The organism is uncultured Aliivibrio sp. (genome assembly GCF_946479765.1).
Classification (GTDB): Bacteria; Pseudomonadota; Gammaproteobacteria; order Enterobacterales; family Vibrionaceae; genus Aliivibrio.
Window position 1 is genome coordinate 1 of the sequence record NZ_CAMLHO010000008.1, and the last position, 26,319, is coordinate 26,319.

General features: G+C 38.7%; 20 protein-coding genes. 14 read left to right on the plus strand and 6 right to left on the minus strand.

Translation table 11 applies throughout. The features are described 5' to 3' along the window. Positions 1 to 163 precede the first annotated feature (163 nt). The 3 genes from Q1K78_RS04985 to gltB all read right to left on the minus strand — a co-directional run bounded on the left by Q1K78_RS04985 (position 164) and on the right by gltB (position 6,726). Positions 164 to 595, minus strand: a complete 432-nt coding sequence (locus tag Q1K78_RS04985) for a DUF1499 domain-containing protein (RefSeq protein ID WP_300175193.1) — start codon at positions 593 to 595, stop codon at positions 164 to 166. Positions 596 to 706: 111 nt separating this feature from the next. After that, positions 707 to 2,179 (minus strand): glutamate synthase subunit beta, encoded by a 1,473-nt coding sequence (locus tag Q1K78_RS04990; RefSeq protein WP_300175050.1) that lies wholly within the window; start codon positions 2,177 to 2,179, stop codon positions 707 to 709. Further along, entirely contained in the window at positions 2,179 to 6,726 is a 4,548-nt protein-coding gene (gene gltB / locus Q1K78_RS04995) for a glutamate synthase large subunit (protein WP_300175195.1), read from the minus strand. Before gltB ends, Q1K78_RS04990 begins: the two co-directional genes overlap by 1 nt. Positions 6,727 to 7,293: 567 nt before the next feature. Between gltB and Q1K78_RS05000 the strand changes: the two genes are divergently transcribed. Genes Q1K78_RS05000 through Q1K78_RS05010 form a run of 3 tightly spaced genes read left to right on the plus strand, consistent with a single transcriptional unit; the run spans position 7,294 to position 11,114 of the window. Then, entirely contained in the window at positions 7,294 to 8,235 is a 942-nt protein-coding gene (locus Q1K78_RS05000) for a TIGR01212 family radical SAM protein (protein WP_300175052.1), read from the plus strand. A 54-nt stretch (positions 8,236 to 8,289) separates the two neighbouring features. Continuing rightward, complete coding sequence (arcB, locus tag Q1K78_RS05005; RefSeq protein ID WP_300175054.1) at positions 8,290 to 10,659, plus strand: aerobic respiration two-component sensor histidine kinase ArcB; 2,370 nt, start codon at positions 8,290 to 8,292, stop codon at positions 10,657 to 10,659. 8 nt (positions 10,660 to 10,667) lie between these two features. Continuing rightward, positions 10,668 to 11,114: a hypothetical protein gene (locus Q1K78_RS05010; RefSeq protein ID WP_300175056.1), complete on the plus strand. Its 447-nt coding sequence runs from the start codon at positions 10,668 to 10,670 to the stop codon at positions 11,112 to 11,114. Positions 11,115 to 11,212: 98 nt separating this feature from the next. Here Q1K78_RS05010 and arcA read toward each other — a convergent pair whose 3' ends face one another. Then, positions 11,213 to 11,932 carry a two-component system response regulator ArcA gene (arcA, locus tag Q1K78_RS05015; RefSeq protein WP_300175058.1) on the minus strand — a complete coding sequence of 240 codons (720 nt, stop codon included), beginning with the start codon at positions 11,930 to 11,932 and terminating at the stop codon, positions 11,213 to 11,215. A gap of 447 nt (positions 11,933 to 12,379) precedes the next feature. On the opposite strand from arcA, the gene Q1K78_RS05020 reads away from it, so the two are divergent. The 4 genes from Q1K78_RS05020 (at position 12,380) to thrC (ending at position 17,958) form a co-directional block, all read left to right on the plus strand. Continuing rightward, entirely contained in the window at positions 12,380 to 12,856 is a 477-nt protein-coding gene (locus Q1K78_RS05020; protein WP_300175060.1) for a putative 4-hydroxy-4-methyl-2-oxoglutarate aldolase, read from the plus strand. Positions 12,857 to 13,259: 403 nt separating this feature from the next. Further along, on the plus strand, positions 13,260 to 15,719 hold the full coding sequence (thrA, locus tag Q1K78_RS05025; protein WP_300175062.1) for a bifunctional aspartate kinase/homoserine dehydrogenase I: 2,460 nt from the start codon (positions 13,260 to 13,262) through the stop codon (positions 15,717 to 15,719). A gap of 2 nt (positions 15,720 to 15,721) precedes the next feature. Continuing rightward, positions 15,722 to 16,678, plus strand: coding sequence for a homoserine kinase (thrB, locus tag Q1K78_RS05030; RefSeq protein WP_300175064.1), 957 nt, complete (start codon positions 15,722 to 15,724; stop codon positions 16,676 to 16,678). After that, the gene (gene thrC, locus Q1K78_RS05035; RefSeq protein WP_300175066.1) at positions 16,675 to 17,958 is read left to right on the plus strand and encodes a threonine synthase; all 1,284 of its coding nucleotides are present in this window, start codon (positions 16,675 to 16,677) and stop codon (positions 17,956 to 17,958) included. Before thrB ends, thrC begins: the two co-directional genes overlap by 4 nt. Before the next feature lie 138 nt (positions 17,959 to 18,096). On the opposite strand, the gene grcA is transcribed toward thrC, so the two are convergent. After that, positions 18,097 to 18,474, minus strand: coding sequence for an autonomous glycyl radical cofactor GrcA (gene grcA / locus Q1K78_RS05040; RefSeq protein WP_300175068.1), 378 nt, complete (start codon positions 18,472 to 18,474; stop codon positions 18,097 to 18,099). A gap of 362 nt (positions 18,475 to 18,836) precedes the next feature. Here grcA and nfo point away from each other — a divergent pair, with 362 nt between their 5' ends. The 3 genes from nfo (at position 18,837) to Q1K78_RS05055 (ending at position 20,988) form a co-directional block, all read left to right on the plus strand. Beyond that, a complete protein-coding gene (gene nfo, locus Q1K78_RS05045) occupies positions 18,837 to 19,685 on the plus strand; it encodes a deoxyribonuclease IV (protein WP_300175070.1) in 849 nt (282 codons plus the stop codon). Next, positions 19,685 to 20,353 carry a uracil-DNA glycosylase gene (gene ung, locus Q1K78_RS05050; protein ID WP_300175072.1) on the plus strand — a complete coding sequence of 223 codons (669 nt, stop codon included), beginning with the start codon at positions 19,685 to 19,687 and terminating at the stop codon, positions 20,351 to 20,353. Before nfo ends, ung begins: the two co-directional genes overlap by 1 nt. A 107-nt stretch (positions 20,354 to 20,460) precedes the next feature. Beyond that, the gene (locus tag Q1K78_RS05055; protein ID WP_300175074.1) at positions 20,461 to 20,988 is read left to right on the plus strand and encodes a hemerythrin domain-containing protein; all 528 of its coding nucleotides are present in this window, start codon (positions 20,461 to 20,463) and stop codon (positions 20,986 to 20,988) included. Between the two features lie 76 nt (positions 20,989 to 21,064). Here the strand turns inward: Q1K78_RS05055 and Q1K78_RS05060 are convergent, their stop codons facing one another. Next, the gene (locus Q1K78_RS05060; protein ID WP_300175075.1) at positions 21,065 to 21,241 is read right to left on the minus strand and encodes a DUF3545 family protein; all 177 of its coding nucleotides are present in this window, start codon (positions 21,239 to 21,241) and stop codon (positions 21,065 to 21,067) included. Between the two features lie 738 nt (positions 21,242 to 21,979). Between Q1K78_RS05060 and Q1K78_RS05065 the strand changes: the two genes are divergently transcribed. The 4 genes from Q1K78_RS05065 (at position 21,980) to Q1K78_RS05080 (ending at position 26,274) form a co-directional block, all read left to right on the plus strand. Beyond that, positions 21,980 to 23,422 carry a sodium:alanine symporter family protein gene (locus Q1K78_RS05065; protein ID WP_300175077.1) on the plus strand — a complete coding sequence of 481 codons (1,443 nt, stop codon included), beginning with the start codon at positions 21,980 to 21,982 and terminating at the stop codon, positions 23,420 to 23,422. Between the two features lie 117 nt (positions 23,423 to 23,539). Next, positions 23,540 to 24,319 carry a peroxide stress protein YaaA gene (gene yaaA / locus Q1K78_RS05070; RefSeq protein ID WP_300175079.1) on the plus strand — a complete coding sequence of 260 codons (780 nt, stop codon included), beginning with the start codon at positions 23,540 to 23,542 and terminating at the stop codon, positions 24,317 to 24,319. A gap of 256 nt (positions 24,320 to 24,575) precedes the next feature. Next, positions 24,576 to 25,436, plus strand: coding sequence for a small-conductance mechanosensitive channel MscS (mscS, locus tag Q1K78_RS05075; protein WP_300175081.1), 861 nt, complete (start codon positions 24,576 to 24,578; stop codon positions 25,434 to 25,436). 142 nt (positions 25,437 to 25,578) lie between these two features. Continuing rightward, complete coding sequence (locus Q1K78_RS05080; RefSeq protein ID WP_300175082.1) at positions 25,579 to 26,274, plus strand: oxidative stress defense protein; 696 nt, start codon at positions 25,579 to 25,581, stop codon at positions 26,272 to 26,274. Positions 26,275 to 26,319: the final 45 nt, after the last annotated feature.

Consider the following 26,319-nt stretch of genomic DNA (forward strand, 5'->3'; position numbering starts at 1 on the left):
GTCGCTTTCAAGGTTGATAGAAAGTCCCGTTAACGTAGCCACTATTTTAAAAAGCTCTAATCGAAAGATTAGGGCTTTTTTACATCTGTAGAAAATGAATGATGCAGAATAGACACTGCGAAGTAGCAGTTCAGTTGGTTAGACTTCTATTGAAGATCTTTTTCTACTGAGAAATTAAGCCCTGTTCTAATAGCATTGCTCTTAATTGTTCTACACGTTTTTTATTTACGCCAAAATCAGAGTGTCCTGTTCGGGACTCAGAACGAACAATTAGATTGTTTCCCTCTATTCTAAGTTCTAAGTCATCAACAAAGCGAAATACAGTACTTGTTGATTCAATTCTGGCGTAGTTTCCGCTAATAACCGCTATTTTGGCACCTTTAAGCTGCTCTGCTATTTGAGCGATAGACTCTATTTTTGTATTAGAACTGTTAAGAGTGAAAGGAGCTGCTTTGAAATCAGTTCTGGTTTCTAATGTAGATATACAATTAGGTTTATCTGCACACATCATTTTTGATTTATCAGACATCTTATCGATTCCTTTACTGCAGGCGGTAAGTGTTAGTAATACTGAAAGTATGGATATTATTTTTATCATAAGTAAGTACATTTTTTGAATAGGCGTTATCAGTATAGAATAAAAAAGGCCAACATCGAAATGTTGGCCAAAGGTTTGGAAGGAAATCTGAATTAATTTATTTTAAAACTATGATGCAGATAACATCAATGAATCCGCTTTTGCTTCTAGATTCGAATTACCCATAAGGTAAGCATCAACTTCTCGAGAGCATTCACGACCTTCATTAATACAACGTACAATTAATGATTGGCCAGTACGCATATCACCGGCGGCAAAAACACCTTTTTGGTTGGTTGCATAGCCATCAGTCGCTACGTTACCACGGTCATCAAGTTTAATGTCTAATTGTGCTAATACACCGCTTGGTTCTGGATGTAAGAAGCCCATTGCTAAGAATGCTTGGTCACATGGGATAATACGTTCACTGCCAGCTACTTCATCAAAACCTGGGCGTTCACCAGGTTTAGCATCTTGCCAAACGATATCAGCAATGCGAAGGCCTTTCACATTACCTTCGTCATCAGAGATAAACTCTTTGGTTAAGATATTCCAATGACGCTCACAGCCTTCTTCGTGAGAAGTCGTTGTTTTCATGATCATTGGATACTGAGGCCAAGGCATATTTACAGGGCGTTTTTCTGGTGGGATCGGCATTATCTCAACTTGAGTTATGCTTGCTGCACCATGACGATTTGATGTACCTACACAGTCAGAACCTGTATCTCCACCGCCGATAACTACAATGTGTTTGTCTTTAGCGTGGATCTCTTTGGTTTTAAGATCCATATCATTGGCACGGCGGTTATTTTGACCTAAAAACTCCATCGCAAAGTGAACTCCGTTCAGCTCACGACCAGGAATTGGTAGATCTCTTGGAATAGTAGAACCACCTGTTAGTAAAACAACATCAAAGTCTTGGCGTAATTGCTGTGCATTAATATCGATACCAATATGCGCGTTAACTTCAAACTTAATTCCCGCATCGGCCATTAAGTTGATTTTGCGGTCAATGATATCCATCCCTAATTTGAAATCAGGGATACCAAAGCGCAGTAGGCCTCCGACTTTCTCATCTCGTTCATAAACAGTAACAGAGTGACCTGCACTATTTAATTGCTCAGCCGCAGCTAAACCAGCAGGACCTGAGCCAATGATAGCGACAGTTTTACCTGTGCGAGAACGAGGTTTTTTAGGTTGGGCGTACCCTTCACGGTACGCGGTTTCTACAATAGTTTTTTCGATATTACAGATAGTGATTGGGTCTTGGTTAATACCAAGAACACAGGCACTTTCACATGGCGCAGGACAAACACGACCAGTGAATTCTGGGAAGTTGTTGGTCGAGCTTAAGATCTTCCATGCCTCTTCCCAGCTATCTCGATATACCGCATCATTAAACTCAGGAATGATGTTACCAATTGGGCAGCCGTTATGACAAAACGGGACACCACAATCCATACAACGAGAAGCTTGTGTGCCAATCTTGTCGGCAAACTCATTATTCAATACAAATTCTTTATTATCTTGAATTCGAACTGTTGGGTCGAGTTTCTTCGGTAGCTCACGACCATGCTCTAAAAATCCAGTAGGCTTACCCATTATACTGCCTCCACTTCTTCCGTTTGAACTTGTTGTGCTTCAGTCTTACGCTTTTGAAGTACTGCTTTGTAATCACGTGGCATTACTTTAGCCAGAGAGGCTAAGTTTACTTCAAAATTATCTAAGAAAGACTGAGCAACTTCACTTCCTGTGAACTCAACATGTTTTGTTAGCATATCTAATAGAAGATCTTTATCTTCTTGCTCGATAGGATCTAGGTCAACCAACTCAGGGTTTAGCTTAGTTTCAAAATCCCCCGCTTTATCCCAAACGTATGCAACACCGCCGCTCATGCCTGCGGCAAAGTTACGACCTGTAGAACCAAGAATTAGTGCAACACCACCAGTCATGTATTCACAACCGTGGTCACCAACGCCTTCAACGACAACTCGTGCGCCTGAGTTACGCACACAGAAACGCTCACCAGCCATACCACGAATATAAGATTCACCTGATGTAGCACCGTAGAAGCATACGTTACCAACAATAATGTTATCTTCTGCAATGATGGTTGATTTTGCATTTGGATAAAGTACTAGCGTACCGCCAGATAAGCCTTTACCCCAGTAATCATTGGCATCGCCTTCGACTTCAAATTTTACGCCTTTCGCTAAGAAAGCACCTAAACTTTGTCCTGCTGAACCATTGAATTTAACATTCATTGGTTGTGGCAAGCCTTGGTCTTTATAAACTTTAGATATCTCATTTGACAGCATTGTACCCACACTTCGGTCAGTATTAATTATGTCAAACTCAGCACTAACAGCATCACCGTTCTCAAGTGCAGGGATAGCAACTTGGATTAGTTTTCTATCTAAAACATCTTCAAGATTGTGCTGTTGTTGTTTCTGATTGTAGATACCATCTTCCGTGCGAGGTTGCTCAACGTGCAGTACTGGTGATAAATCTAAGTTTTTGTATTTCCAGTGGCCGATATCGTCACGTACTTTCAGTTTATGAGATTGACCTACCATCTCATTGATAGTTCGGAAACCAAGTTCAGCCATCACTTCACGTAAACCTTCAGCCATATATTGGAAGAAAGTCACTACATCTTCTACACGACCATCGAAACGCTCACGTAGTGTTTTGTTTTGTGTTGCGATACCAACAGGGCAGGTGTTTTTATGACACTTACGCATCATGATACAACCTTCAACAACGAGTGCTGCTGTTGCTACTCCCCATTCTTCTGCACCAAGAAGTGTTGCTACTGCAAGATCTCGAGGTGTTTTCATTTGGCCATCAGACTGAACAACGATACGGTTACGCAACCCATTTTTCAGTAGTGTTTGGTGTGTCTCAGCCAAACCTAACTCCCACGGAAGACCTGTGTGGCGAATAGAAGACATTGGAGATGCACCAGTACCGCCATCGAAGCCTGCGATAAGAACCACATCTGCTTTTGCTTTTGCAACACCAGAGGCGATAGTACCAACACCAGCTTCAGATACTAACTTAACGTTAACACGGCCTTTACGGTTGGCATTTTTCAGATCGTAAATAAGTTGAGCTAAATCTTCGATTGAATAAATATCGTGATGTGGCGGTGGTGAAATTAGGCCAACTCCTGGAGTTGAGTGACGTGTTGCACCAATCCAGTCATCAACCTTGTCTCCTGGTAGTTGACCACCTTCACCAGGTTTCGCGCCTTGAGCCATCTTAATTTGCAGTTCATCAGCGTTAGTTAGGTAGTAAGAGGTAACTCCAAATCGACCAGAAGCCACTTGTTTAATTGCTGAACGTTCCCAGTCACCATTATCTTTTTTCTCAAAACGAATCGGGTCTTCACCACCTTCACCTGAGTTAGATTTAGCACCGATACGGTTCATTGCAACAGCAAGTGTTGAGTGAGCTTCGTGCGAGATTGAACCAAACGACATTGCACCAGTGGCAAAACGTTTTAAGATTTTCTCAATAGGTTCTACTTCATCTAAAGGAATAGATCCTGCCGGATTTTTAATGAAGTCTAATTGGCTACGCAGTGTTGCTGCATTATCACCTTGATCATCAACGGCTTTTGTATATTTCTTAAACTGAACGTAATCTTTATTACGTGTTGATTCTTGAAGCAGCGAAATTGTTTCAGGGTTAAATAGGTGTTTTTCACCACGTTGTTTCCACTGATACACACCGCCTACATCAAGAACCTGCATTGGGATCTCGCGAGTTGGGTAGCCAACTCGGTGACGGATTAGAACTTCTTTTGCGATATCATCAATCGTTAGACCTTGGATACGAGAAACGGTACCGGTGAAGTATTTATCAACCACTGATTTACTGATACCAAGCGCTTCAAAGATTTGAGCACCATGGTATGACTGCAGTGTTGAAATGCCCATCTTAGAGAAAATCTTAAGTAGGCCGCCATTAACCCCTTTACGGTAGTTATCAAACAATTCTTTTGGGTGAACTGTTGGGTCTAGCTTTTTAACTCGTTGCAGTTCAACAATTGTTTCAATTACTAGGTATGGGTTAACCGCATTTGCGCCGTAACCAACCAGTGTAGCAAAATGATGCGTTTCACGAGCATCACCCGTCTCTATAACGATGTCACACTTAGCACGTAACCCTTTACGAATTAAGTGATGATGAACGGCGCCAACTGCCAACATTGCAGGAATTGCAGCGTGGTTAGAGTTAACTGCTCGGTCAGTCAGTAGAATGATTGAGTAGCCATCATTCACCGCATCTTCTGCGTACTGACAGATACGTTTAAGTGCGCGTTCAAGCTTGCCTGAATCTTCACTTGCTTGGAAAACGATATCTAGAGTTTTAGCTTGTAGGTGTTCGTTATCAATCGCACGCAGTTTTTCTAACTCTGAGTTAGATAATACAGGCGACTCAAGTTCTACCTTTTGGCAATGCTCAGGGGTTTCAGTAAGTAAGTTTTGGTCTTTACCTAAATAAGTATTAAGCGACATAACCATACGCTCACGGATCGGGTCGATCGGTGGGTTAGTTACTTGTGCAAACAGTTGCTTAAAGTAATTAGATAAATGCTGAGATTGATGTGAAAGAATCGCTAGTGGCCAATCGGCACCCATTGCTGTCAATGGTTCATAAGCTGTTTTAGCTAATGGCAGGATAATTTCATTCACTTCTTCCGAGGTAACACCAAAGGCTTGCTGGCGATTCAGTAGGCGCTCAGGAGAAGGTTGACTGAATTGGTTTGTCGCTTCAGGCAGTTTGTTTAAATTTAATAGATTCTCTTCAACCCATTTTTCGTAAGGTTGTGAGTTAGCAATACCGTCTTTTACTTCTTCATCAGAAATAATACGACCTTGCTCTAGATCAGCAACAAAGATACGGCCTGGTTGCAGGCGACCACGGAATTCAACATTTTCAGGAGCAATGTCAACCACTCCAGATTCCGACGCCATGACAAGGAAGTCATCTTTTGTCACGGTATAACGAGATGGACGAAGACCATTACGGTCAAGGGTTGCTCCTACTTGAACACCATCAGTGAAACAAATAGAGGCAGGTCCATCCCAAGGTTCCATTACGTTGGCATGGTATTGATAGAATGCACGACGCGTAGGATCCATGTTCTTATTTTCTTGCCACGCTTCAGGGATCATCATCATTAATGCGTGAGGCAAACTACGGCCAGAAAGAACAAGCAGCTCTAACGCCATATCAAAGTTTGATGAATCTGAGCTGCCTTCCTGACAAATAGGAAGTAGCATATCCATTTCTTGCTGGCTAAATAGATCGGATTCGATGATCGCTTCACGAGCTTTCATCCAATTCAAGTTACCACGAACGGTATTGATCTCACCATTGTGTGCAATGTAACGGAATGGTTGAGCAAGACGCCAGCGTGGGAAGGTATTTGTTGAGAAGCGAGAGTGAACTAGCGCTAATGCAGTGACCATGGTTGGGTTCTGCAAATCTAAGAAGTACTGAGGAACTTGTTCTGTTGTTAACTGGCCTTTGTACACTAAGGTTTTATACGATAATGAGTTAATGTAAAAGTCATCACCAATATTAGAAATACTTTCTAAACAAACACGCACCGTATAATTACGTAGAACATAAAGCTTACGTTCAAGCTCTTCTGGGGTCATTGATGGGCCACCAGAAATGAAGATATGCTCAAACTGAGGCTCAGTGCTTAGAGGATCATCTCCCAGCATTGAATTATCAACAGGGAGTAAACGATAACCAAGAATTTCTAAATCAAGGCGTTGAGCATTACGCTCTAAAATATCGCGACATTGTTGACGTTTATGTTCGTCTTTAGGGAACAGTACAACACCTACACCGTATTTTTCAAAAGAAGGCAGTTTAATACCAAGATTAACAGCTTCTTCTAATAAAAATTCATGAGGTTTTTGTAAAAGAATACCTGCGCCGTCACCACTGCATGGATCACAGCCTTGACCACCACGGTGTTCCATACGCGCAAGCATATCGAGTGCTTGAGTTACCACATCATGAGATTTACGGTTCTTGAGGTGAGCGACAAAACCGATACCACATGCATCATGCTCCAGTTCCGGAGTATACATGCCCTGTGCATTCTGCTCTCTATCTACCATAGATACATCCTTCCAGTATTTTGCAGACACAACTTCTCTACGTAAGTTTCTGTCTAGTCCTTTGCTAATTTTCAAATCGAACTTGCTGTGAGTTAGTCTCAAGAGGTAGCAAGTTTGAATCCATTCTGGTGTTTGCTAGCATCACTTATTATGACGTGCAAACGAACCCATCCATTGTGATATCAATCAAATACAGTGTAATCCGTTGTATTTGTGGTTTGAGGATAGATATCACTATCGAAACGCCTCAACATTCGTGTTGATGGCAAATTAATCTATTTAACGATGTAACTATCCTACATTTTTGTCATATTAAATACCAACTAAAGTTGCACGTAATCTTCACTTTTTTTACTCAAAATGAATAAGTATTTATAATAAATGGGCTTTATTGCTATTAAATTGCCACTTTATGCGCCTTTTATTGATATAAATTAGAGTTAATACTGGTTTATTTAGATATTATTTACGGTCTTTTTTTACAAACGAGTTAGCAACTTTCATAAATAGAAGTGAGACTTCTTTTTGTTTATGAACTAAGTCTTTGATTTATTATTGGTTACCGCAATGCAACTTCATGAACTAGCAAATACATTTGGCCAAGATTTACAACGCAGATATGGAGAGAAAGTACATAAACTGACACTTCATGGTGGTTTTAGCTGCCCTAATAGAGATGGGACGATTGGTAAAGGAGGGTGTACATTTTGTAATGTAGCTTCTTTTTCTGATGAGACTGAACAATTCAAATCAATTCATGATCAATTAACCGATAGAGCAGGTGAAGTTCAGCGAGCTAAAAAATATCTTGCTTATTTTCAGGCATACACCAATACCTTTGCTGAAGTGCAAGTGCTAAAAAACATGTATGAAGAAGCGCTTAAATCCGCAAACATCGTTGGGTTGTGTGTTGGTACTCGCCCTGATTGTGTTCCTGATGCAGTATTAGACTTATTGAAAGGCTATGTTGATAATGGTTATGAAGTTTGGTTAGAGCTTGGATTACAAACGGCAAATGATAAAACTTTAAAGCGTATAAATAGAGGCCATGATTATGCTTGTTATGATGGTATTACTCGCAAAGCGAGAGCGCTTGGTATTAAGGTGTGTACGCATTTAATTATTGGTTTACCTGGCGATACCAGAGACGATAACCGAATGACGTTAGCTAAAGTATTAGAGACAGGGACGGATGGGCTTAAATTGCATCCATTGCATATTGTCGAAGGCAGTACCATGGCCAAAGCGTGGCGAGCAGGGAAAATTGAAGCGCCAGAGATGAATGAGTATATTGAGGTTGCCTGTGAGCTCATTCGTTTAACACCGCCAGAGGTGGTTTATCATCGAGTTTCTGCTACAGCAAGAAGACCAACTCTGCTATCACCGTTATGGTGCGAGCCACGTTGGTTAGGGTTAACGAATGTCGGAATGGCATTGAATGAGACTGGAGCTCAAGGCTCGTTGATTAACAAACCTTTCAAATATACCCAACCAGTATTGAAAAAATAACTCAAATCGACTTAACCCTGATATTATTTATCCGAATACTATCAGGGTGTGTTTATGAAGCAGTTAAAAATTCTCGCGCAATTTTATGTCGATCTCATGATGAGACTTGGCATCGTTCGTTTTAGCCTATTACTTGCTATTGCCTTAGTGGCCTTGGCCGTTATCGTCCAAGTTGGCGTCACACTTGTTTTAAGCGGTGAGGTGAATGATTTAGATATCGTCCGTTCCGTTTTCTTTGGTTTATTGATCACGCCTTGGGCTGTTTTTTTCTTATCTGTTGTGGTCGAACACTTAGAAGATTCTCGTCAGAGACTGTCAAAGCTAGTCAGTAAGATGGAAGAAATGCGCGCGCGTGACTTAGATTTAAATAAAAAATTACAAGGTAATGTAAAAAATCTTAATCAAGAAATTGAAGAGCGTGAAAAAGCCGAAGATGCTCGACAAGAAGCGATGGAAGATCTTGAAAACGAAGTATTCCAGCGTGAAAAAGCACAATTAGAATTAGCAGAACAAACCGCACTTCTCCGTTCTTACCTAGATACCTCACCAGATATTATTTATTACCGTAATGACTTAGGCCTTTTTTCTGGCTGTAATAAGGCAATGGAAGAACTGACCGGTAAAAAAGAAAAAGAGTTGATCGGCTTATCACCTAAGGATGTGTATAACGCAGAAGTTGCGGCGAAAGTTATTGATACCGATAGACAGGTATTGAGAGAAGATCAGGCCTTAACTTATGAGCAATGGCTTGACTATCCTGATGGGCGAAAAGCGTGTTTTGAATTGAGTAAGATCCCATTTTACAGTAAGTCGGGTCGTCATCTCGGGTTGGTTGGTTTTGGACGAAATATTACCGAGCGTAAAGAGTATGAAGAGGCGTTACAAAAAGCCAGTCGTGATAAAACCACTTTTATTTCAACCATTAGTCATGAATTAAGAACCCCGTTAAATGGTATTGTTGGTTTAAGTCGGATGTTGCTCGATACCCGCCTTGATGATGAGCAGCATAATTACATGAGAACCATCAATGTCAGTGCGATCACTCTTGGTAATATATTTAACGATATTATCGATATGGATAAGTTTGATCGACGTAAACTAGAGCTTCTCCCAAAACCACTTGATTTTATTAGTTTTGTTACTGAGATGGAAAATATTTCAGGTCTCATGGCTGAGCAAAAAGGGCTGCGTTTCGATCTTGAAAGATTAACTGATTTACCAGCAAACATTGTTGTTGATAGTACTCGATTACGACAAGTACTTTGGAATCTCATTGGCAATGCGACTAAATTTACCAAAGAAGGCGGTGTTGTTATGTCAGTAAGTGCTGATATTTTTCAAGACAATGCTGAAATTACTTTTGAGGTTGAAGATACAGGTATTGGTATCCCAGAGTCCGAATTAGAAAATGTATTTGCGATGTATTATCAAGTCAAACAGGGCAAGGATAACCTGCATGCAGTAGGTACAGGGATTGGACTTGCTGTATCGAAAGAGTTGATTAATTTGATGGATGGAGACATCACAGTAACCAGTGACCTTGGATTTGGAAGTACCTTTATCGTAACTATTAATGTGCCTTTAATAGATCATGCTGAAGAAGAAGAAGCGATGCCTGACGCGAAAAGTGCGAAATCATTGCGTATATTCATGCTTGAAGATATAGAGTTGAATGTTACTGTCGCTCGTTCATTGCTTGAAAGCCTTGGTCATACCGTAGATGTTGCTATGTGTGGTGAGGATGCTATTAAGCAATTTGATCCAACTAAATACGATTTAGCCTTACTGGATATTCAGTTACCAGACATGACGGGCTTTGATGTTGCACAAACTTTGAGAGAAAAATTTGATGAGTTACCACCATTAGTGGCGTTGACGGCAAATTTATTAAAAGAGAAAGATGAATATTTTGAAAAAGGCATGGATGAAGCGATCAGTAAACCACTCAGTGTGAAAGCCTTGACTGAAGTACTTGATCTTTTCTCAATGTCAGATAAGAAAATCGCACAGAAAAAATTAATACCAATAGCGATAACAAAGACGACAGAGCAACTAGAGAATGAACAGTTGATGGATCGTTTGTTAGATATAGAAATGCTAGAGTCTTACATTGATATTGTCGGAACCAAACCGATTTATAGCAGTATTGAAATGTTTGAAAATAGCATGAAAGAATACATCCAAATTTTAGATACCAATATGACAGCAAGAGATCAAGACGGTATCGTGTTTGAAACGCACAAAATGAAAGGGGCTGCTGGCTCTATTGGTTTAAAACATATTCAGCAAGTAGCTCAAAAAGCACAATCTCCGGACTTACCTGCGTGGTGGGAAAATATAGATGATTGGGTTGAAGAAATTAAAAATGAATATGAAAATGATATATTGATATTAAAAAGCTGGTTAGAACAACAAGCTAAATAAGGGATACTATGAAAAGGGCACTATTTGCATCAGTAATGATGATCGCATTATCAGGCTGTCAAATGACATCTCAATCTCAAGCAGATTGGAGTCAGGATAACCAAATAGAAATGATGAATGCTAAAATCCAACTTAACTCAGCCGTTTGGGTAGACCAAATGCCTACCATTGGCGATGAAAAGGACGAGAGTAAAGTTAATTTCGCACTGACATTAACGTCGAAGCAAGTTATTGCACCTGAGTTAATAATTAATACCGTAGTTCTTCGCCAAGGAGAACAATCATGGGAAGTTGCGGAAGATGAATTTGAAGTGCGTGTGCATGATAACCATACATGGGAAGTGGCGGGGCAGTCTTTTTATAATATAGATCCCAGCCAGCCAGTAGATATTGCGATTGAAACGAATAATGAATGGGTCATCGAGATCGATGTTCAGATCGATACCGTTTATTAATACGATATTTAGGTTGTTATAGCAGTTAATCGTTAAGCATAAAAAATGCCCAGCTAGTGATAGCTGGGCATTTTTATTGATGAGTTAAAGAAGAAGTCTTATAGCTCTTCTAAATCACCACAGAAGCGGTAACCTTCACCGTGAATCGTAGCAATGATCTCAGGAGTATCAGTTACTGATTCAAAATGCTTGCGGATACGACGAATCGTCACATCAACAGTACGGTCATGTGGTTTAAGCTCACGACCTGTCATTTTCTTAAGAAGATCAGCACGAGTCTGGATCTTGCCTGGGTTTTCACAGAAGTGAAGTAAAGCACGGAACTCTGAGCGAGGAAGCTTGTAGCTTTCACCGCTTGGACTAACAAGAGAACGGCTATTAATTTCAACTGTCCAACCATTGAATGCATAACGCTCAACTGTTTTTTTATCTTCAACAGTTGTGCTTTGATTCATTGAGCGAGTTAATAAGTTACGTGCACGAATAGTAAGTTCGCGAGGATTAAATGGTTTAGTGATGTAATCATCAGCACCTATCTCTAAGCCTAAAATCTTATCAACTTCGTTGTCTCTACCTGTTAGGAACATAAGAGCCATATCACCACGTTCGCGAAGTTCACGAGCAAGGAGAAGGCCATTTTTACCTGGAAGGTTGATATCCATAATCACAAGATTAAGTTGCTGCTCAGAAAGTACTGAGTGCATTTCTTCGCCGTCACTCGCTTCAAAAACATTGTAGCCTTCTGCTTCAAAAATGCTTTTAAGTGTATTACGAGTTACGTGTTCATCTTCAACGATTAGGATCTGAGGGTTTTGCATGGGCGGTACCTAACTAACTGATTAAAGTCAAAAGTAGAATTAAGAATGTTAATTCTATAATAAAAAATTTACAAATAGGAAATAGATTCTTCAATAGTAGACTAAAATGTCAATTGAAGAATAGATACCTAAACGGTACGCCATCCTTGGTGGTTGTTATTAAATATATACTTAATAACATTACAAAGCTCTAATTTTGTGAGCGACTAGCTAAAACTCCATTAGAAGGGGGGATTTTAATTCATTAACACCATTCTAACAATAAGCGATTTTTATTTCCATACATTTTATTGATTTAGGTCAATAGCAATCGATATCAATACAGTGTAGTTATAAACAGAGGAACATGGTTATGTTAAATTTGTAATCATCTGCGTGTAATATCGATACTCACCTTAACAAATGTTGTTATTGTTTAATCAGTTTTACAAACAAGGAGAAAATAAAATGGATTTATTACCGGATATATGTGACCAGTTTGAAGATAAAGTGCAGCTCATTGATGTTGAGTTTAAAAATTATGGTGGAAAAGCGTGCTTTTATGGTGAAATTGTAACGGTACGTTGTTATCAAGATAATTCTTTAGTAAGAGACGTTCTACAAAATAACGGTAAAGGTAAAGTGCTATTTATCGATGGAAATGGTTCTTGTCAAAAAGCGTTGCTTGGTGATCAAGTTGCGACACTCGCTGTTGAAAACCAATGGGAAGGTGTAGTGGTTTACGGGGCAGTGAGAGATGTGGGTGCTATAAAAACAATGCCACTTGGATTAAAGGCATTGGGTGCATCTCCATTTAAAACCGAAAAAAGAGGCGCAGGGGAGCAACAGGTATCCGTAACTATCAACACTCAGATTATTTCGCCTGGGGATTATATCTATGCTGATCTTAATGGTGTGTTAATGAGTAAAGAGTTATTGATTTAACTTTAATCAATTTAAATATTACAAATACTCATTTAATAGAGATTATTCAATAGGTTGTTACGACATTACCTTCATTTGTTAAGTAAATGAATGATTTTTTCATTGACTTACAAGAGCGAAGTAAGGTAGTTATGGTATATCAAAATCGTTTATTTTAGAGTTTTATTATATGTTCACTATTAGCTCAATGATTATTACCACAATAATTACCCGCACCATGGTTGCTAGGGTGGGCTAATACGCATAAGTATTTTAAAGAAGCCCGGACTGATTATCAGAGCGGGCTTTTTTTTGCAATTTTGTTACTAGTTCTAACTGTATTCTTTCATTATTTACCGAAAAGGTTATTATGCTAGAAGCAGTAAGGATACTGCAGTAACACTCGTTTTTAGGGAGGATAGCAATGCGAGTATTAAAGTTTGGTGGTTCATCATTAGCAGATTCAGAGCGTTTTTTACGTGCCGCCGATATCATAGCCAATAATGCACAGCAGCAAGAAGTTTCTGTGGTTTTATCGGCGCCTGGAAAAGTCACTAATAAATTGGTTTCCGTTGTTGATAATGTATTGACTAATGGAGAGGCTGAGTTACAGATTGCAGAGCTTGAATCTGTTTTTGTTCAGTTATTTAGTGGTATTTCTACATCACTTCCACAAGTTGATCTTAAAACGCTTGAAAATAAGCTAAAAGATTCACTTTCTCAACTTCGCCAATATGTGCACGGTATTAGTTTACTGGGTATGTGTCCTGATAATGTTTACGCAAAAATTATCAGTAAAGGTGAACGTATATCTGTTATGACAATGAAAGCGGTACTTGAGGCGAAAGGCCAACCTGCTAACCTCATTGATCCGGTTCAATATTTATTTGCTCGTGGTGACTTCTTGGAGGGCGCTGTTGATGTTGATATATCTACGCTTAATTTTAGAAACGAACCGCTACCTACAGGTCATGTAAATATCATGCCAGGCTTTACTGCCGGTAATGAGAAAGGCGAGTTGGTTACTTTAGGTCGTAATGGTTCTGATTATTCAGCAGCAGTATTAGCGGCGTGTCTTCGTGCTGAGTGTTGTGAGATCTGGACTGATGTTGATGGTGTTTACAATTGTGATCCACGTTTAGTTGATGATGCTCGTTTATTAAAATCGTTAAGTTATCAAGAAGCAATGGAGCTTTCTTATTTTGGCGCTTCTGTTCTCCATCCTAAGACTATTGCTCCAATCGCACAATTTCATATTCCTTGCCTAATTAAAAATAGTTTCAATCCACAAGGTCCAGGTACCTTAATTGGACAAGATACCGGTGAAGATAACCTTGCGATCAAAGGGATTACGACACTAAATAACCTGACTATGGTTAATGTAAGTGGCCCTGGAATGAAAGGCATGGTCGGGATGGCAAGTCGCGTATTTGGTGCGATGTCGACTTCGGGAATTTCTATTGTATTAATTACTCAATCCTCGTCAGAGTACAGTATTAGTTTCTGTATTGAAGCGGATGATAAATCACAAGCAGAGCAAGTTTTAAGAGAAGCATTTGAGCTTGAATTGAAAGATGGGTTATTAGAACCCGTTGAATTTACCGATGATGTGGCGATTGTTACGTTAGTGGGCGATGGCATGCGTACATCGAAAGGGGTGGCCTCTCAATTTTTTACCTCTTTAGCTGAAGTAAATGTGAATATTATTGCTATCGCACAAGGGTCTTCAGAACGCGCAATTTCAGCAGTTATACCTGAAGAAAAAATATCTGAATCAATCAAAGCGTGTCATGAAAATCTATTTAATAGTAAGCACTTCCTAGATGTGTTTGTTATTGGTGTTGGTGGTGTTGGTGGCGAGTTAGTTGATCAAATTCAACGTCAACAGCCGAAATTAGCTGCAAAAGGCATTGAGATCCGTGTTTGTGGTTTAGCAAACAGTCGTGGATTATTGCTAGATAGCAAAGGAATTCCATTAGAGCACTGGCGTGATCATATGAATAATACGAGTGAAGAATTTAGTCTTGCTCGCCTTATTGCGTTAGTACAGCGTAATCACATTATTAACCCTGTGATTATTGATTGTACTTCAGATCACGGTATTGCTGCTCAATACGTTGATTTCTTATCTGCGGGCTTTCATGTCATTACCCCGAATAAGAAAGCCAATACTGACTCAATGGCGTATTACCACCAGTTACGTAATGCGGCACGTGGTACTCGTCGTAAGTTTATGTATGAAACAACCGTAGGTGCAGGTTTACCTGTTATTGAAAACTTACAAAACCTGATCGCTGCGGGTGATGAACTAGAGAGATTTAACGGTATTTTATCAGGTTCACTTTCTTATATTTTTGGTAAGTTAGATGAAGGTATGTCATTAAGTGAAGCAACAAATGTAGCTAAACAAAATGGTTTTACAGAACCAGATCCTAGAGATGATCTTTCAGGTATGGATGTTGCGCGTAAATTGCTGATCCTTGCTCGTGAATCGGGTCTTGAAATTGAACTGGACGATGTAGAAGTAGAACAAGCATTACCTCCGGGTTTTGATGCTTCTGGTACGATTGAGGAGTTCATGGCTCGTCTTCCTGAAGCTGATGCCTATTTTGCACAAGAGTCAGCAAAAGCGGCAGAGGAAGGTAAAGTACTACGTTATGTTGGTGAGATCCTAGAAGGTAAATGTAAGGTTCGTATTGTAGCGGTTGATGGCGATGACCCTATGTTTAAGATTAAAGATGGTGAAAATGCTTTAGCATTCTATAGCCGATACTACCAACCAATACCATTAGTATTACGTGGTTACGGTGCTGGTGCTGAAGTTACAGCCGCTGGAGTGTTTTCTGATTTAATGCGTACCCTCGGCTGGAAATTAGGAGTATAAAAATGAGTGTTGTTGTTTATGCTCCAGCATCAATTGGTAATGTAAGTGTTGGCTTTGATGTTTTAGGCGCGGCAGTTTCTCCGATTGATGGCACATTATTGGGTGATCGTGTTTTAGTTGAATCAGGTTCAGAAGCATTCACTTTAATTACTGTAGGGAGTTTTGTAGATAAGCTGCCGGAAAACCCAGAAGACAATATCGTTTACGATTGTTGGCGAGTTTTTGCAAGGGAGCTTGCAAGAAAGGGTATTGAGCTAAAAAACATCCATATGGTGTTAGAAAAAAATATGCCGATAGGATCTGGATTAGGCTCTAGTGCATGCTCAATTGTTGCTGCTTTAGATGCATTAAATCTGTTTCATGATAAGCCACTTAACGAAATGGAAGTCTTAGCCTTAATGGGTGAGATGGAAGGTCAGATCTCTGGTGGTATTCATTATGATAATGTCGCTCCTTGTTATCTTGGTGGCTTACAGTTAATGGTCGAAGAATTGGGTATTATTAGCCAAGAAGTTCCTTGTTTTGATGAGTGGTATTGGGTCATGGCATACCCCGGCATCAAGGTATCAACCGCTGAAGCTCGTGAGATTTTACCGTCTCAATACCGTCGACAAGATGTTATCGCGCACGGTCGTAACTTGGCTGGCTTTATCCATGCTTGTTATTCAAAACAACCTGAACTTGCGGCTAAAATGATCAAAGACGTGGTGGCTGAACCCTATCGCGAACGTCTGTTACCTAATTTTGCTCAAGCGCGTGAATATGCAGCTTCAGCTGGTGCACTAACAACGGGTATTTCAGGTTCAGGCCCAACGTTGTTTAGCATCTGTAAAGATAAAGACGTAGCAGAAAGAGTGTCTCGCTGGCTACAAGAAAACTATGTTCAAAATGATGAAGGATTTGTCCATGTTTGTCGCTTAGATAAACAAGGATCACAAGTAACAGGAAGTAAACTATGAAGTTGTATAACATAAAAGAAAATGATGAGCAGGTCTCTTTTGGTCAAGCCGTGCGCCAAGGGTTAGGTCGTAATCAAGGATTATTTTTCCCATCAGAATTACCAAAGTTTGATGATGTTGATGCGCTTTTAGCCGACGATTTTATTACACGTAGTACGAAAATATTATCTGCATTTATTGGTGATGAACTACCAGCAGACACCGTAAGAAGCATGGTTGAAAATGCATTTCAATTCCCAGCGCCTATTCATGCAGTAAAAGATGGCGTGTATGCATTAGAGTTGTTTCATGGACCAACACTGGCATTTAAGGATTTTGGTGGCCGTTTTATGGCGCAATCTTTAGCAGCGGTAACCGAAGGTAATGAGCAAATTACTATTTTAACAGCAACATCAGGTGATACTGGTGCGGCAGTGGCTCATGCATTCTATGGTATGGCTAATATTAAAGTCGTTATTCTTTATCCAAAAGGAAAGATCAGCCCACTTCAAGAAAAGCTATTTTGTACATTGGGTCAGAATATCCACACCGTTGCTGTCGATGGTGACTTTGATGACTGTCAGGCGCTAGTTAAGCAATCTTTTGATGATGCTGAACTACGCAAAGACGTCGGCTTAAATTCTGCAAATTCAATAAATATCAGCCGGTTAATGGCGCAAATCTGTTACTACTTTGAAGCGGTATCTCAGCTACCAAAAGAAAAACGTAATGATGTTGTTATCTCAGTACCAAGCGGTAATTTTGGTAACTTAACTGCAGGTTTACTAGCTAAATCGCTTGGCTTGCCTGTGAAACGCTTTATTGCAGCAACTAATGTGAATGATACGGTTCCGCGTTACCTTGAAACGGGTAAGTGGGAGCCTAAAACGACGATTCCAACTATCTCAAATGCAATGGATGTGAGCCAACCAAATAACTGGCCACGTATTGAGGAATTGTGTCAGCGTTTAGGTTGGGGTTTAGAGACTCTAGGTAAGGGGGCTGTAACTGATGAGCAAAGTGCAGAAACCCTAAAAGCAATGAATGCTGAAGGCTATTTGTGTGAACCACATGGTGCGATTGCTTACCGTATTCTTGAAGAGCAGTTAAATGAAGGTGAAACAGGGCTTTTCTTATGTACCGCTCATCCTGCTAAATTTAAAGAAGTGGTTGATGAAATTTTAGGTAGTGATCTTGAGCTTCCTGCGCCATTAGCAAAACATAATGCAATGGAACTATTATCTGAAGATCTTGCGAATGATTTTGATGCATTAAGAGCAGTATTACGCAAGGTTCAATAATCGTACTTAAATTATAGAATAGTAAGCCCCCTGATTTAATGTTAAGTCAGGGGGCTTTTTCATGCAGGGTATAGACATAAAAAAACGGCACTCATGAGCAATGAGTGCCGTTCTTTTTGAATTAAATTAACTCTAAAATTACATAGTTTCAGTGAAAGTACGTGCGATAACGTCTTTTTGTTGTTCAGTTGTTAGAGAGTTAAAACGCACAGCATAACCAGAAACACGGATAGTTAGTTGTGGGTAGTTCTCTGGGTGCTTAACCGCATCTTCTAAAGTATCACGTTGTAAAACGTTAACATTTAGATGTTGGCCACCTTCAATTTTTGGTGCTTTTTCAATAGCAACGTCACGGCTTTCGTATTCGCCTAACTCGTTTGCAGCAATTACTTGGTCAGCTTCAAAGCCTGAAGTTGCAACAACACAACGCGCTTCATTTTTCTCGCTATCTAGTAGCCAGATTGAGTTAAGAAGATCGTCATTTGCAGTTTTAGTAATTTGGATTCCTGTGATCATTTTACTTTCTCCTAGTCCACTTTGTGGTTATTTTGTAAAAAACTTATGGGTCATATTATATACATGATACCCTTACTTTGTATATTGATATAAGTCAAAAAACAACAAAAAGTGACAATTAATTCACCTGGAAAAGATTGTTCTAAATCAACAAAGCACCATATAGCTAGCTTGTAGCACGAAAAATACAGCCTACCACTTTATTGTTACGCTTATATTTTGTAGTAATATTACTACAAAATAACATTTTTATGTGTTTTGGGAAAAATGATATTTATACTTAAGAAATAAGAGAACTACTGACAAATAAAGCATTTACCGCAATAATAGCACCATGTTAATTTTGAAAGGAAAGTACAGAGATGAAATATATCGGAGCACATGTTTCAGCTGCTGGTGGTGTTGATCAAGCACCTAAACGAGCGTATCAAATAGGTGCCAACGCATTTGCATTATTTACCAAAAACCAGCGTCAATGGGCAGCAAAACCGTTAACAACAAAAGTCATCTCTGATTTTAAAGCAAACTGTAAACGCTTTGGCTTTTCTAGTGATCAAATTTTACCTCATGATTCTTACTTAATTAATTTAGGTGCACCAGAAGCTGAGAAGTTAGAAAAATCTCGCGCAGCCTTTATTGATGAAATGGAACGTTGTAATCAGCTTGGTTTAACCTTATTAAATTTCCACCCTGGAAGTCATTTAAAAAAGATCTCAGAAGATGAATGTTTGGCGCTGATTGCTGAGTCGATTAACTTAGCACATCAAGCTGTTCCTAACGTAGTTGCTGTTATTGAGAATACAGCGGGACAAGGAACAAATTTGGGGTGGAAGTTTGAGCACCTTGCTCAGATTATTGATCAAGTTGAAGATAAGAATCGTGTTGGTATTTGTATTGATACGTGTCACACCTTTGCCGCTGGCTATGATTTAAGATCAAAAGAAGCATGTGAACATACCTTTGCAGAGTTTGAACGTATTGTTGGTTTCCAATATTTACGCGGTATGCATATTAATGATGCAAAAATTGAGTTGGGTAGCAGGGTCGATCGCCATCAATCACTAGGAGAGGGAACGATTGGCTGGGATTGCTTTGAGTTCATTATGCAAGACGACAGATTTAATCGTATTCCTCTCGTCTTAGAGACGATTGATCCTGAGATTTGGAAAGATGAAATAGCTCAGTTAAGAACATTAAGCGAGAAGCAGTAATGACAGTGACCTGGAATTCGATATTATCGGCTGAAAAAGAGAAAGCTTACTATCAATCGATGATTACTCATATTGAGAATGAAAGATCGTTAGGCAAGGCTATTTTTCCTAAAGAAAAGGATATTTTTACCGCGTTTGATTTAACTGCATTCGATGATGTGAAAGTCGTGATTCTGGGTCAAGATCCTTACCACGGAGCAGGGCAAGCGCATGGTCTGTCTTTTTCTGTGTTACCGGGAGTAAAAATCCCCCCTTCTTTACGTAATATGTATAAAGAACTCGCTGATGATATAGATAGCTTTATTATGCCTGAACATGGTTATCTAGATAGTTGGGCTAAGCAAGGGGTTCTACTGTTAAATACGGTTCTGACTGTGGAGGAAGGAAAAGCACACTCTCACGCTAAGTTTGGTTGGGAGCTTTTCACTGATGCAATTATTCAACATATTAATGATCATAATGATGGCGCTATTTTCTTATTGTGGGGGGCTCATGCTCAAAAGAAAGGGGCTAACATTAATGAAGGTCGCCATTCTATTTTGAAAGCGCCGCACCCTTCACCGCTTTCTGCTCATCGTGGTTTTTTTGGTTGTAAGCACTTTTCTCAAGTAAACGAGCTACTTAAATTAAAAAATGTATCAGAGATCAATTGGAATCCAGTTGCATAAATTTGTTGTGTGAAATTTGAACTAAATCCTGTGTTCTCATCTCAGTGATATACACTTAACTAAGTCATCTTAACTATTTACTTACTAGGTACTGAAGGGAGGAAAGGATGCTGATAGAAAGTATATATAAAGAACATGGTTATATTAATCGTGTTATTCAACTATTGGATAGTAAGCTTTCTCGATTGGAAGATGAAAAAACAGTCAACTATAATGTGATCCGAGAAAGTGTGAATTATTTATCTTCTGTAGCAGAAAAAGTCCATCACCCTAAAGAAGATATGATTTATCAATATTATATTGAACATTATGGGAAGCATGAAGGGCTAACTAATTTACTGCAAGAGCATCACACATTATCTGATGATACAGAGAAGTTTTCTGTTACCATTGAGATGATTTTGAATGATGCTATTGTTCCAAAAGATATATTTAAATCTTATTTGAAGGCCTTTACTCATCGAATTCGGATGCATCTTGAATTAGAAGAAAAGGAGATTTTACCTTTTTTAAAAGCTCATTTGACCGTTGATGATTGGAAAGAACTTGAACGATACTGGAGTGAAGAAGAAGACCCTGTGTTTGGAGTGCAAGTGGACAAGCGTTATCTCGAGTTAGCTGAAAAAGTAAGATAATTAATCTATATATTGTTATCACATAAAAGGAGAGCATAGAGCTCTCCTTTTTATATCTAGCGTAAATTGGAAGGTTCTATTTAAAGAAAGAGGAATCGATGTCTCCTTTGAATGATGGATCCAGTTCTTTTAATTCATGTAATAGCTGTCGACGATCTTGAATCTCTTCAATTTCACGCCATAAGCGCTTTGCTTGTTTTTTCTTTGTTGTCGTTTTTGTAGCCAATAAATCATTTAGTGTGTACCCATCCATAAGCACCTCGTTTTATAAATTAGTTAATTATTACAAAGAGTAAAAGTATTTATTTAGCATGTTATTAATTAGCATAGAGTGAAAGATATGACCTTGAACTGTTTCTCATTTGTTTGTTTTTTATGAGTTACGTGTGAGGCAGTGATCACTAAAATGAAGTTAATCTATAATAAATTTACTTAGTTGATGTGTGTTTATAATTTATAACAAAATAAGCGTCACTTTGTTTGTTTGTTTTTTGTTAATGGTAAGTTTTGCTTTTATCGCAATTTATTTTTGCGATGGTATGTTTTTATTGCATTAATAGCGTTTAACTAAAGAAAAACAAATCAAGAAAATAGAGCAGATATCTTACTGTTTTCTATCATTTTGGTGGTGTTTTTTAGCGGCATAAATAAAGTAAATTAATATTTTTATATTGACTCAATTGTCAGTAGGATGTTTTTTTATGTTGTTTAAATGACGTTTAAGTTTCGGCGGGTAGAGGCAATGTCATTATCTCTACATTTGTTTTTTATTGATTTTTTAGTAAATACTGAGCATCATTCAGCTCGATAATCTTCAAGGTGAGTAAGTATTTACATTTACTGCTAATAAATGAATAGAGTTGCACTATAAAGGGTTAACTCTTCATTACGCCTAAATAATTGAAAATAAAAATAAAAAATAAAGATTAGTAGGAACACTTAATTTATAGGTGTATGCAATCATTACTATTGATGTAATTGAGAGGGAAATGTGACAAGTCTAATTAACTTATTGAATGATCTATTATGGGGTTCAGTACTCGTATATCTATTAGTCGCTATTGGTATCTATTTTACTGTTCGATTAGGGTTTATTCAATTCCGCCATTTTGGCCATATGTTTTCTGTATTGAAGAACAGTAGAAAATCAGATCCGTCAGGGATCTCATCATTTCAAGCATTATGTACAAGTCTCGCAGCCCGTGTCGGTACTGGTAATATGGCGGGTGTAGCCGTTGCTTTAACCGCTGGTGGGCCAGGGGCTATTTTTTGGATGTGGTTAATCGCCATGTTAGGGATGGCAACGTCGTTTGCTGAAAGTACATTAGCCCAATTATATAAAACCAGAGATGATGAAGGTAATTATCGTGGTGGTCCTGCCTATTATATGGAGAAGGGGTTGGGCATGCGCTGGATGGGCGTATTGTTCTCTGTCTTTTTGATCATCGCTTTTGGTTTGGTATTTAACGCCGTCCAAGCGAATTCTATTGTTGGTGCAATGCAAACCGCTTTTGGGTGGGAGCCTCTTTATGTAGGTACTGCTATTGTGATTATTTCAGCGATAGTTATTTTTGGTGGATTTAGAACCATCGCACGTACCGCTGAAATCATAGTACCAGTGATGGCATTAGCTTATTTAGCGATTGCATTATTCATCATGGTAACTAATATTGAAAAATTACCGGGCGTGATTACACTGATTTTTAAAAGTGCATTTGGCCTTCAAGAGGCCGCTGCGGGTGGTTTAGGTTACGCAATTGCACAAGCGATGATGAATGGTATTAAGCGTGGTTTATTCTCTAATGAAGCAGGTATGGGGTCAGCTCCTAATGCTGCGGCATCAGCAACGCCATATCCGCCACATCCAGCATCACAAGGTTATGTACAAATGCTTGGTGTTTTTATGGATACCATTGTCATTTGTTCGGCAACGGTTGCCATCATTTTGATGTCTGGTGAGTACGTACCTCATGGTGAAGTCACAGGCATTGAATTAACCCAACTGGCGTTAACAAGCCAAGTGGGTGATTGGGGGGGTATTTTTGTTGCCGTCGCTATTTTCTTCTTTGCTTTTACGTCTATTATTGCAAATTATTCTTATGCAGAAACAAACCTTATCTTCTTAGAGCATAATCATAAAGCGGGTATTGGCATTTTCCGTATTGTTGTATTAGGTATGGTAATGTTTGGTGCATTATCTTCGTTACCAACGGTATGGGCTCTTGCTGATGTATCTATGGGGTTAATGGCGATAGTTAATTTAATTGCGATTACTTTATTATCAGGAACCGTTGTTAAGCTTGCGAAAGACTACAATAAGCAACTTAGTGAGGGGAAAGTACCTACATTTGATAGTAAAGATTATCCAGAGTTGCATTCTCAACTTGAAGAAGGTATTTGGGATAACAATAACAATAACAATAAAAATAATTAGTAACCATTGTTTTTATCCATTAAATAAATAGATAGGGCCACGCATGCTAGCGTGGCTTTTTTTTATCCAAATAGTTACTATCTTGGTATATAAAAAATATACAGGAATATCTTGCTCATGCTTATTGTTGTTTCTCCAGCTAAAACTCTTGATTATGAAACGCCAGTACCAACAGAAGTGTTTACTCAATCTGATTTTATTTCAGATTCCGCAGAATTAATTGAGGTATGCAAAACCCTAACACCTCTTGATATTTCTAAATTAATGAAAGTCAGTGATAAGATCGCCAGTTTAAATGCAGTGCGCTTTGAAGAGTGGTCAACGACGTTTACTCATGAAAATGCACGTCAGGCTCTTTATGCCTTTAAAGGGGATGTTTACACCGGTTTAGATGCAAATAGTTTAACTGACAGTGATATCGATTATGCACAAACTCATTTGCGTATGTTGTCAGGTTTATATGGTCTCTTAAAACCATTAGATCTAATGCAGCCTTATCGTTTGGAAATGGGAACAAAACTAGCGAATAAGCGCGGGACAAATTTATATCAGTTTTGGGGAAGTACAATTACGCAAAAATTGAATCAGGTTATTGCCGAGCAAGGCGACGATGTGTTGATTAATCTTGCGTCTAATGAGTATTTTAAAGCGGTGAAACCAAAAGAACTTGCAGCTAACATTATTACGCCAGTTTTCAAAGATTGTAAAAATGGACAGTACAAAATTATTAGCTTCTATGCAAAAAAAGCTCGCGGCTTAATGGCTCGCTATATTATTGAAAACCGTATTTCAAGCGTAGCGGCGTTAAAGGAATTTTCTGTAGGCGGTTATTACTTCGTTGCAGCGGAGTCATCAAATGATGAACTTGTGTTTAAAAGGGAAGATCAGACAAAATAACGGGTGATAAGAATACGCAATGTTAGCTAAATGATAGTAAAATGTATAAAAGATAACTAAATCCAGTTATATTATGTAGGTTATTGTAATTAAGGTTATTTTTTCTTTCTTATTGAAGAGAAAACAAATAAATAAGCGTGTTTTAAAAAGGATTTTACATCAAACTGACGCTCATAGTGTTAGAATTGGTATAAGTCGTCAAAATAATGGCAATCATCTCAATTTATACTGAGAATAACTATAAAGGACAAATCAAATGGCAGAACAAGGCGCTGTAACTGATTTCGCTACTAGTGGAGTAGCAAATTTAGAACATTGGTTAACGGATAATTCAGAGCTATTTATCACTTATGGTGTAAATATTATTTCAGCATTAGCAATCCTTTTTATCGGTAACATTATCGTTAAGAAAATCGCTGGTGGTGTAGGTAAAGCTCTTGAGAAAAAGAAAATGGATAAAGCGGTTGTCGACTTTGTTCATACTCTAGTTCGTTACCTTCTATTTATTATCGTATTAATTGCAGCTTTAGGTAAAGTAGGTGTTCAAACCGCTTCTGTTGTTGCTGTTATCGGTGCCGCTGGTTTAGCGGTAGGTCTTGCTCTTCAAGGTTCTCTATCAAACTTTGCTGCGGGTGTGTTGATTGTTGCATTCCGTCCATTCAAATCTGGCGATTACGTTGAGATTGGTGGTGTTGCGGGTTCTGTCGAGTCAATTCAAATTTTCCAAACTATTTTAACAACACCAGATAATAAAATGGTTGTAGTACCAAATGGTGGTGTTATTGGTAGCCCAATCACAAACTATTCTCGCCATGCAACTCGTCGCGTCGACCATGTAATTGGTGTTTCTTACAGTGCTGATCTGAAGAAAACAAAAGAAGTGATTACAAAAGTTCTTGAATCTGATGAGCGTGTTTTAAAGACACCAGCACCAACGGTTGGCGTTGTTGCTCTTGCTGATTCATCAGTTAACTTTGTTGTTCGCCCTTGGTGTAAAACAGAGCAATACTGGGATGTTTATTTTGATACGCTTCAAGCGATTAAAGAAGGTTTAGATAAGGAAGGTATCGAAATCCCATTCCCACAAATGGATGTACATTTAAATAAAGCAGATTAGCTTTTATTTAAATCAAAATATGAAATGCTACCTTCGGGTGGCATTTTTTTTACCTGGCTTTTTCTTGGCAAAGATCTAGGTAAAAGGAATTATTTAGGATTACTATAGTCATAACGATATGATGTTATTTGAGATGTTTAAAATGAAAAAAATTATAACTGCACTGTGTTTATCTGCTAGCTTTTCTCCTGCGGCTTTTGCATCATCACCTGACTTTCCTCATATTGAAGTATCAGGGAAAGGTGAGATTCTTGTTGTTCCTGATATGGCTCAGTTTTCTGTCGATGTTGTTGAAAATAAAGCAACGGCAGCAAAAGCAAAGCAAGCGGCAGATAAGGCGGTTACAGGTTTTCTTGCTCGTTTAGAAGTTCAAGGTGTTAAGCGTGAAAATATTAACAGTGGCAATATTCGTTTAACGCCTGAGTACCGTTATCCTAAAGGAAAGAAACCAGAACTGGTTGGCTACAAAGCGATCCGAAATATTACCGTAACAGTGATGGATTTAAATAAACTAAACGGTTATTTAGATAAAGCGTTGGGTGATGGGATTAATCGTATTAATCAAATTGAACTGAAAACAAGTAAAGAAAAAGAATACATTGAAGCGGCGCGCTTAGAAGCGATTAAAGATGCCAATGAGAAAGCAAACTCATTAGCAAAAGGGTTTGGTACCGCGGTTAAAGGGGTTTGGAAAGTCTCTTATCACAATAACTATAGTCAACCTGTATTAATGAAGAGCATGAGAATGGATGCCGCATCTGGTGCGTCAGAAAGCTACCAAGATACTCAAATGGTTATTAGTGATTCAGTTTCTGTTGTGTACCGTCTTAAAAATTAATCTATTTAATGGATAGAATATAAAAATGGGTTACCTAAAAAGGTA

Excerpts from the sequence above, each read along its gene's own strand:
- arcA (WP_300175058.1), bottom strand. The coding sequence starts at position 11,932 with ATGCAAAACCCTCAGATCCTAATCGTTGAAGATGAACACGTAACTCGT.
- thrB (WP_300175064.1), top strand. The coding sequence starts at position 15,722 with ATGAGTGTTGTTGTTTATGCTCCAGCATCAATTGGTAATGTAAGTGTT.
- Q1K78_RS04990 (WP_300175050.1), bottom strand. The coding sequence starts at position 2,179 with ATGGGTAAGCCTACTGGATTTTTAGAGCATGGTCGTGAGCTACCGAAG.
- Q1K78_RS05080 (WP_300175082.1), top strand. The coding sequence starts at position 25,579 with ATGAAAAAAATTATAACTGCACTGTGTTTATCTGCTAGCTTTTCTCCT.
- grcA (WP_300175068.1), bottom strand. The coding sequence starts at position 18,474 with ATGATCACAGGAATCCAAATTACTAAAACTGCAAATGACGATCTTCTT.
- arcB (WP_300175054.1), top strand. The coding sequence starts at position 8,290 with ATGAAGCAGTTAAAAATTCTCGCGCAATTTTATGTCGATCTCATGATG.
- thrC (WP_300175066.1), top strand. The coding sequence starts at position 16,675 with ATGAAGTTGTATAACATAAAAGAAAATGATGAGCAGGTCTCTTTTGGT.
- Q1K78_RS05060 (WP_300175075.1), bottom strand. The coding sequence starts at position 21,241 with ATGGATGGGTACACACTAAATGATTTATTGGCTACAAAAACGACAACA.
- Q1K78_RS05010 (WP_300175056.1), top strand. The coding sequence starts at position 10,668 with ATGAAAAGGGCACTATTTGCATCAGTAATGATGATCGCATTATCAGGC.
- gltB (WP_300175195.1), bottom strand. The coding sequence starts at position 6,726 with ATGGTAGATAGAGAGCAGAATGCACAGGGCATGTATACTCCGGAACTG.
- yaaA (WP_300175079.1), top strand. The coding sequence starts at position 23,540 with ATGCTTATTGTTGTTTCTCCAGCTAAAACTCTTGATTATGAAACGCCA.
- ung (WP_300175072.1), top strand. The coding sequence starts at position 19,685 with ATGACAGTGACCTGGAATTCGATATTATCGGCTGAAAAAGAGAAAGCT.
- nfo (WP_300175070.1), top strand. The coding sequence starts at position 18,837 with ATGAAATATATCGGAGCACATGTTTCAGCTGCTGGTGGTGTTGATCAA.
- Q1K78_RS05000 (WP_300175052.1), top strand. The coding sequence starts at position 7,294 with ATGCAACTTCATGAACTAGCAAATACATTTGGCCAAGATTTACAACGC.
- thrA (WP_300175062.1), top strand. The coding sequence starts at position 13,260 with ATGCGAGTATTAAAGTTTGGTGGTTCATCATTAGCAGATTCAGAGCGT.
- mscS (WP_300175081.1), top strand. The coding sequence starts at position 24,576 with ATGGCAGAACAAGGCGCTGTAACTGATTTCGCTACTAGTGGAGTAGCA.
- Q1K78_RS05055 (WP_300175074.1), top strand. The coding sequence starts at position 20,461 with ATGCTGATAGAAAGTATATATAAAGAACATGGTTATATTAATCGTGTT.
- Q1K78_RS05020 (WP_300175060.1), top strand. The coding sequence starts at position 12,380 with ATGGATTTATTACCGGATATATGTGACCAGTTTGAAGATAAAGTGCAG.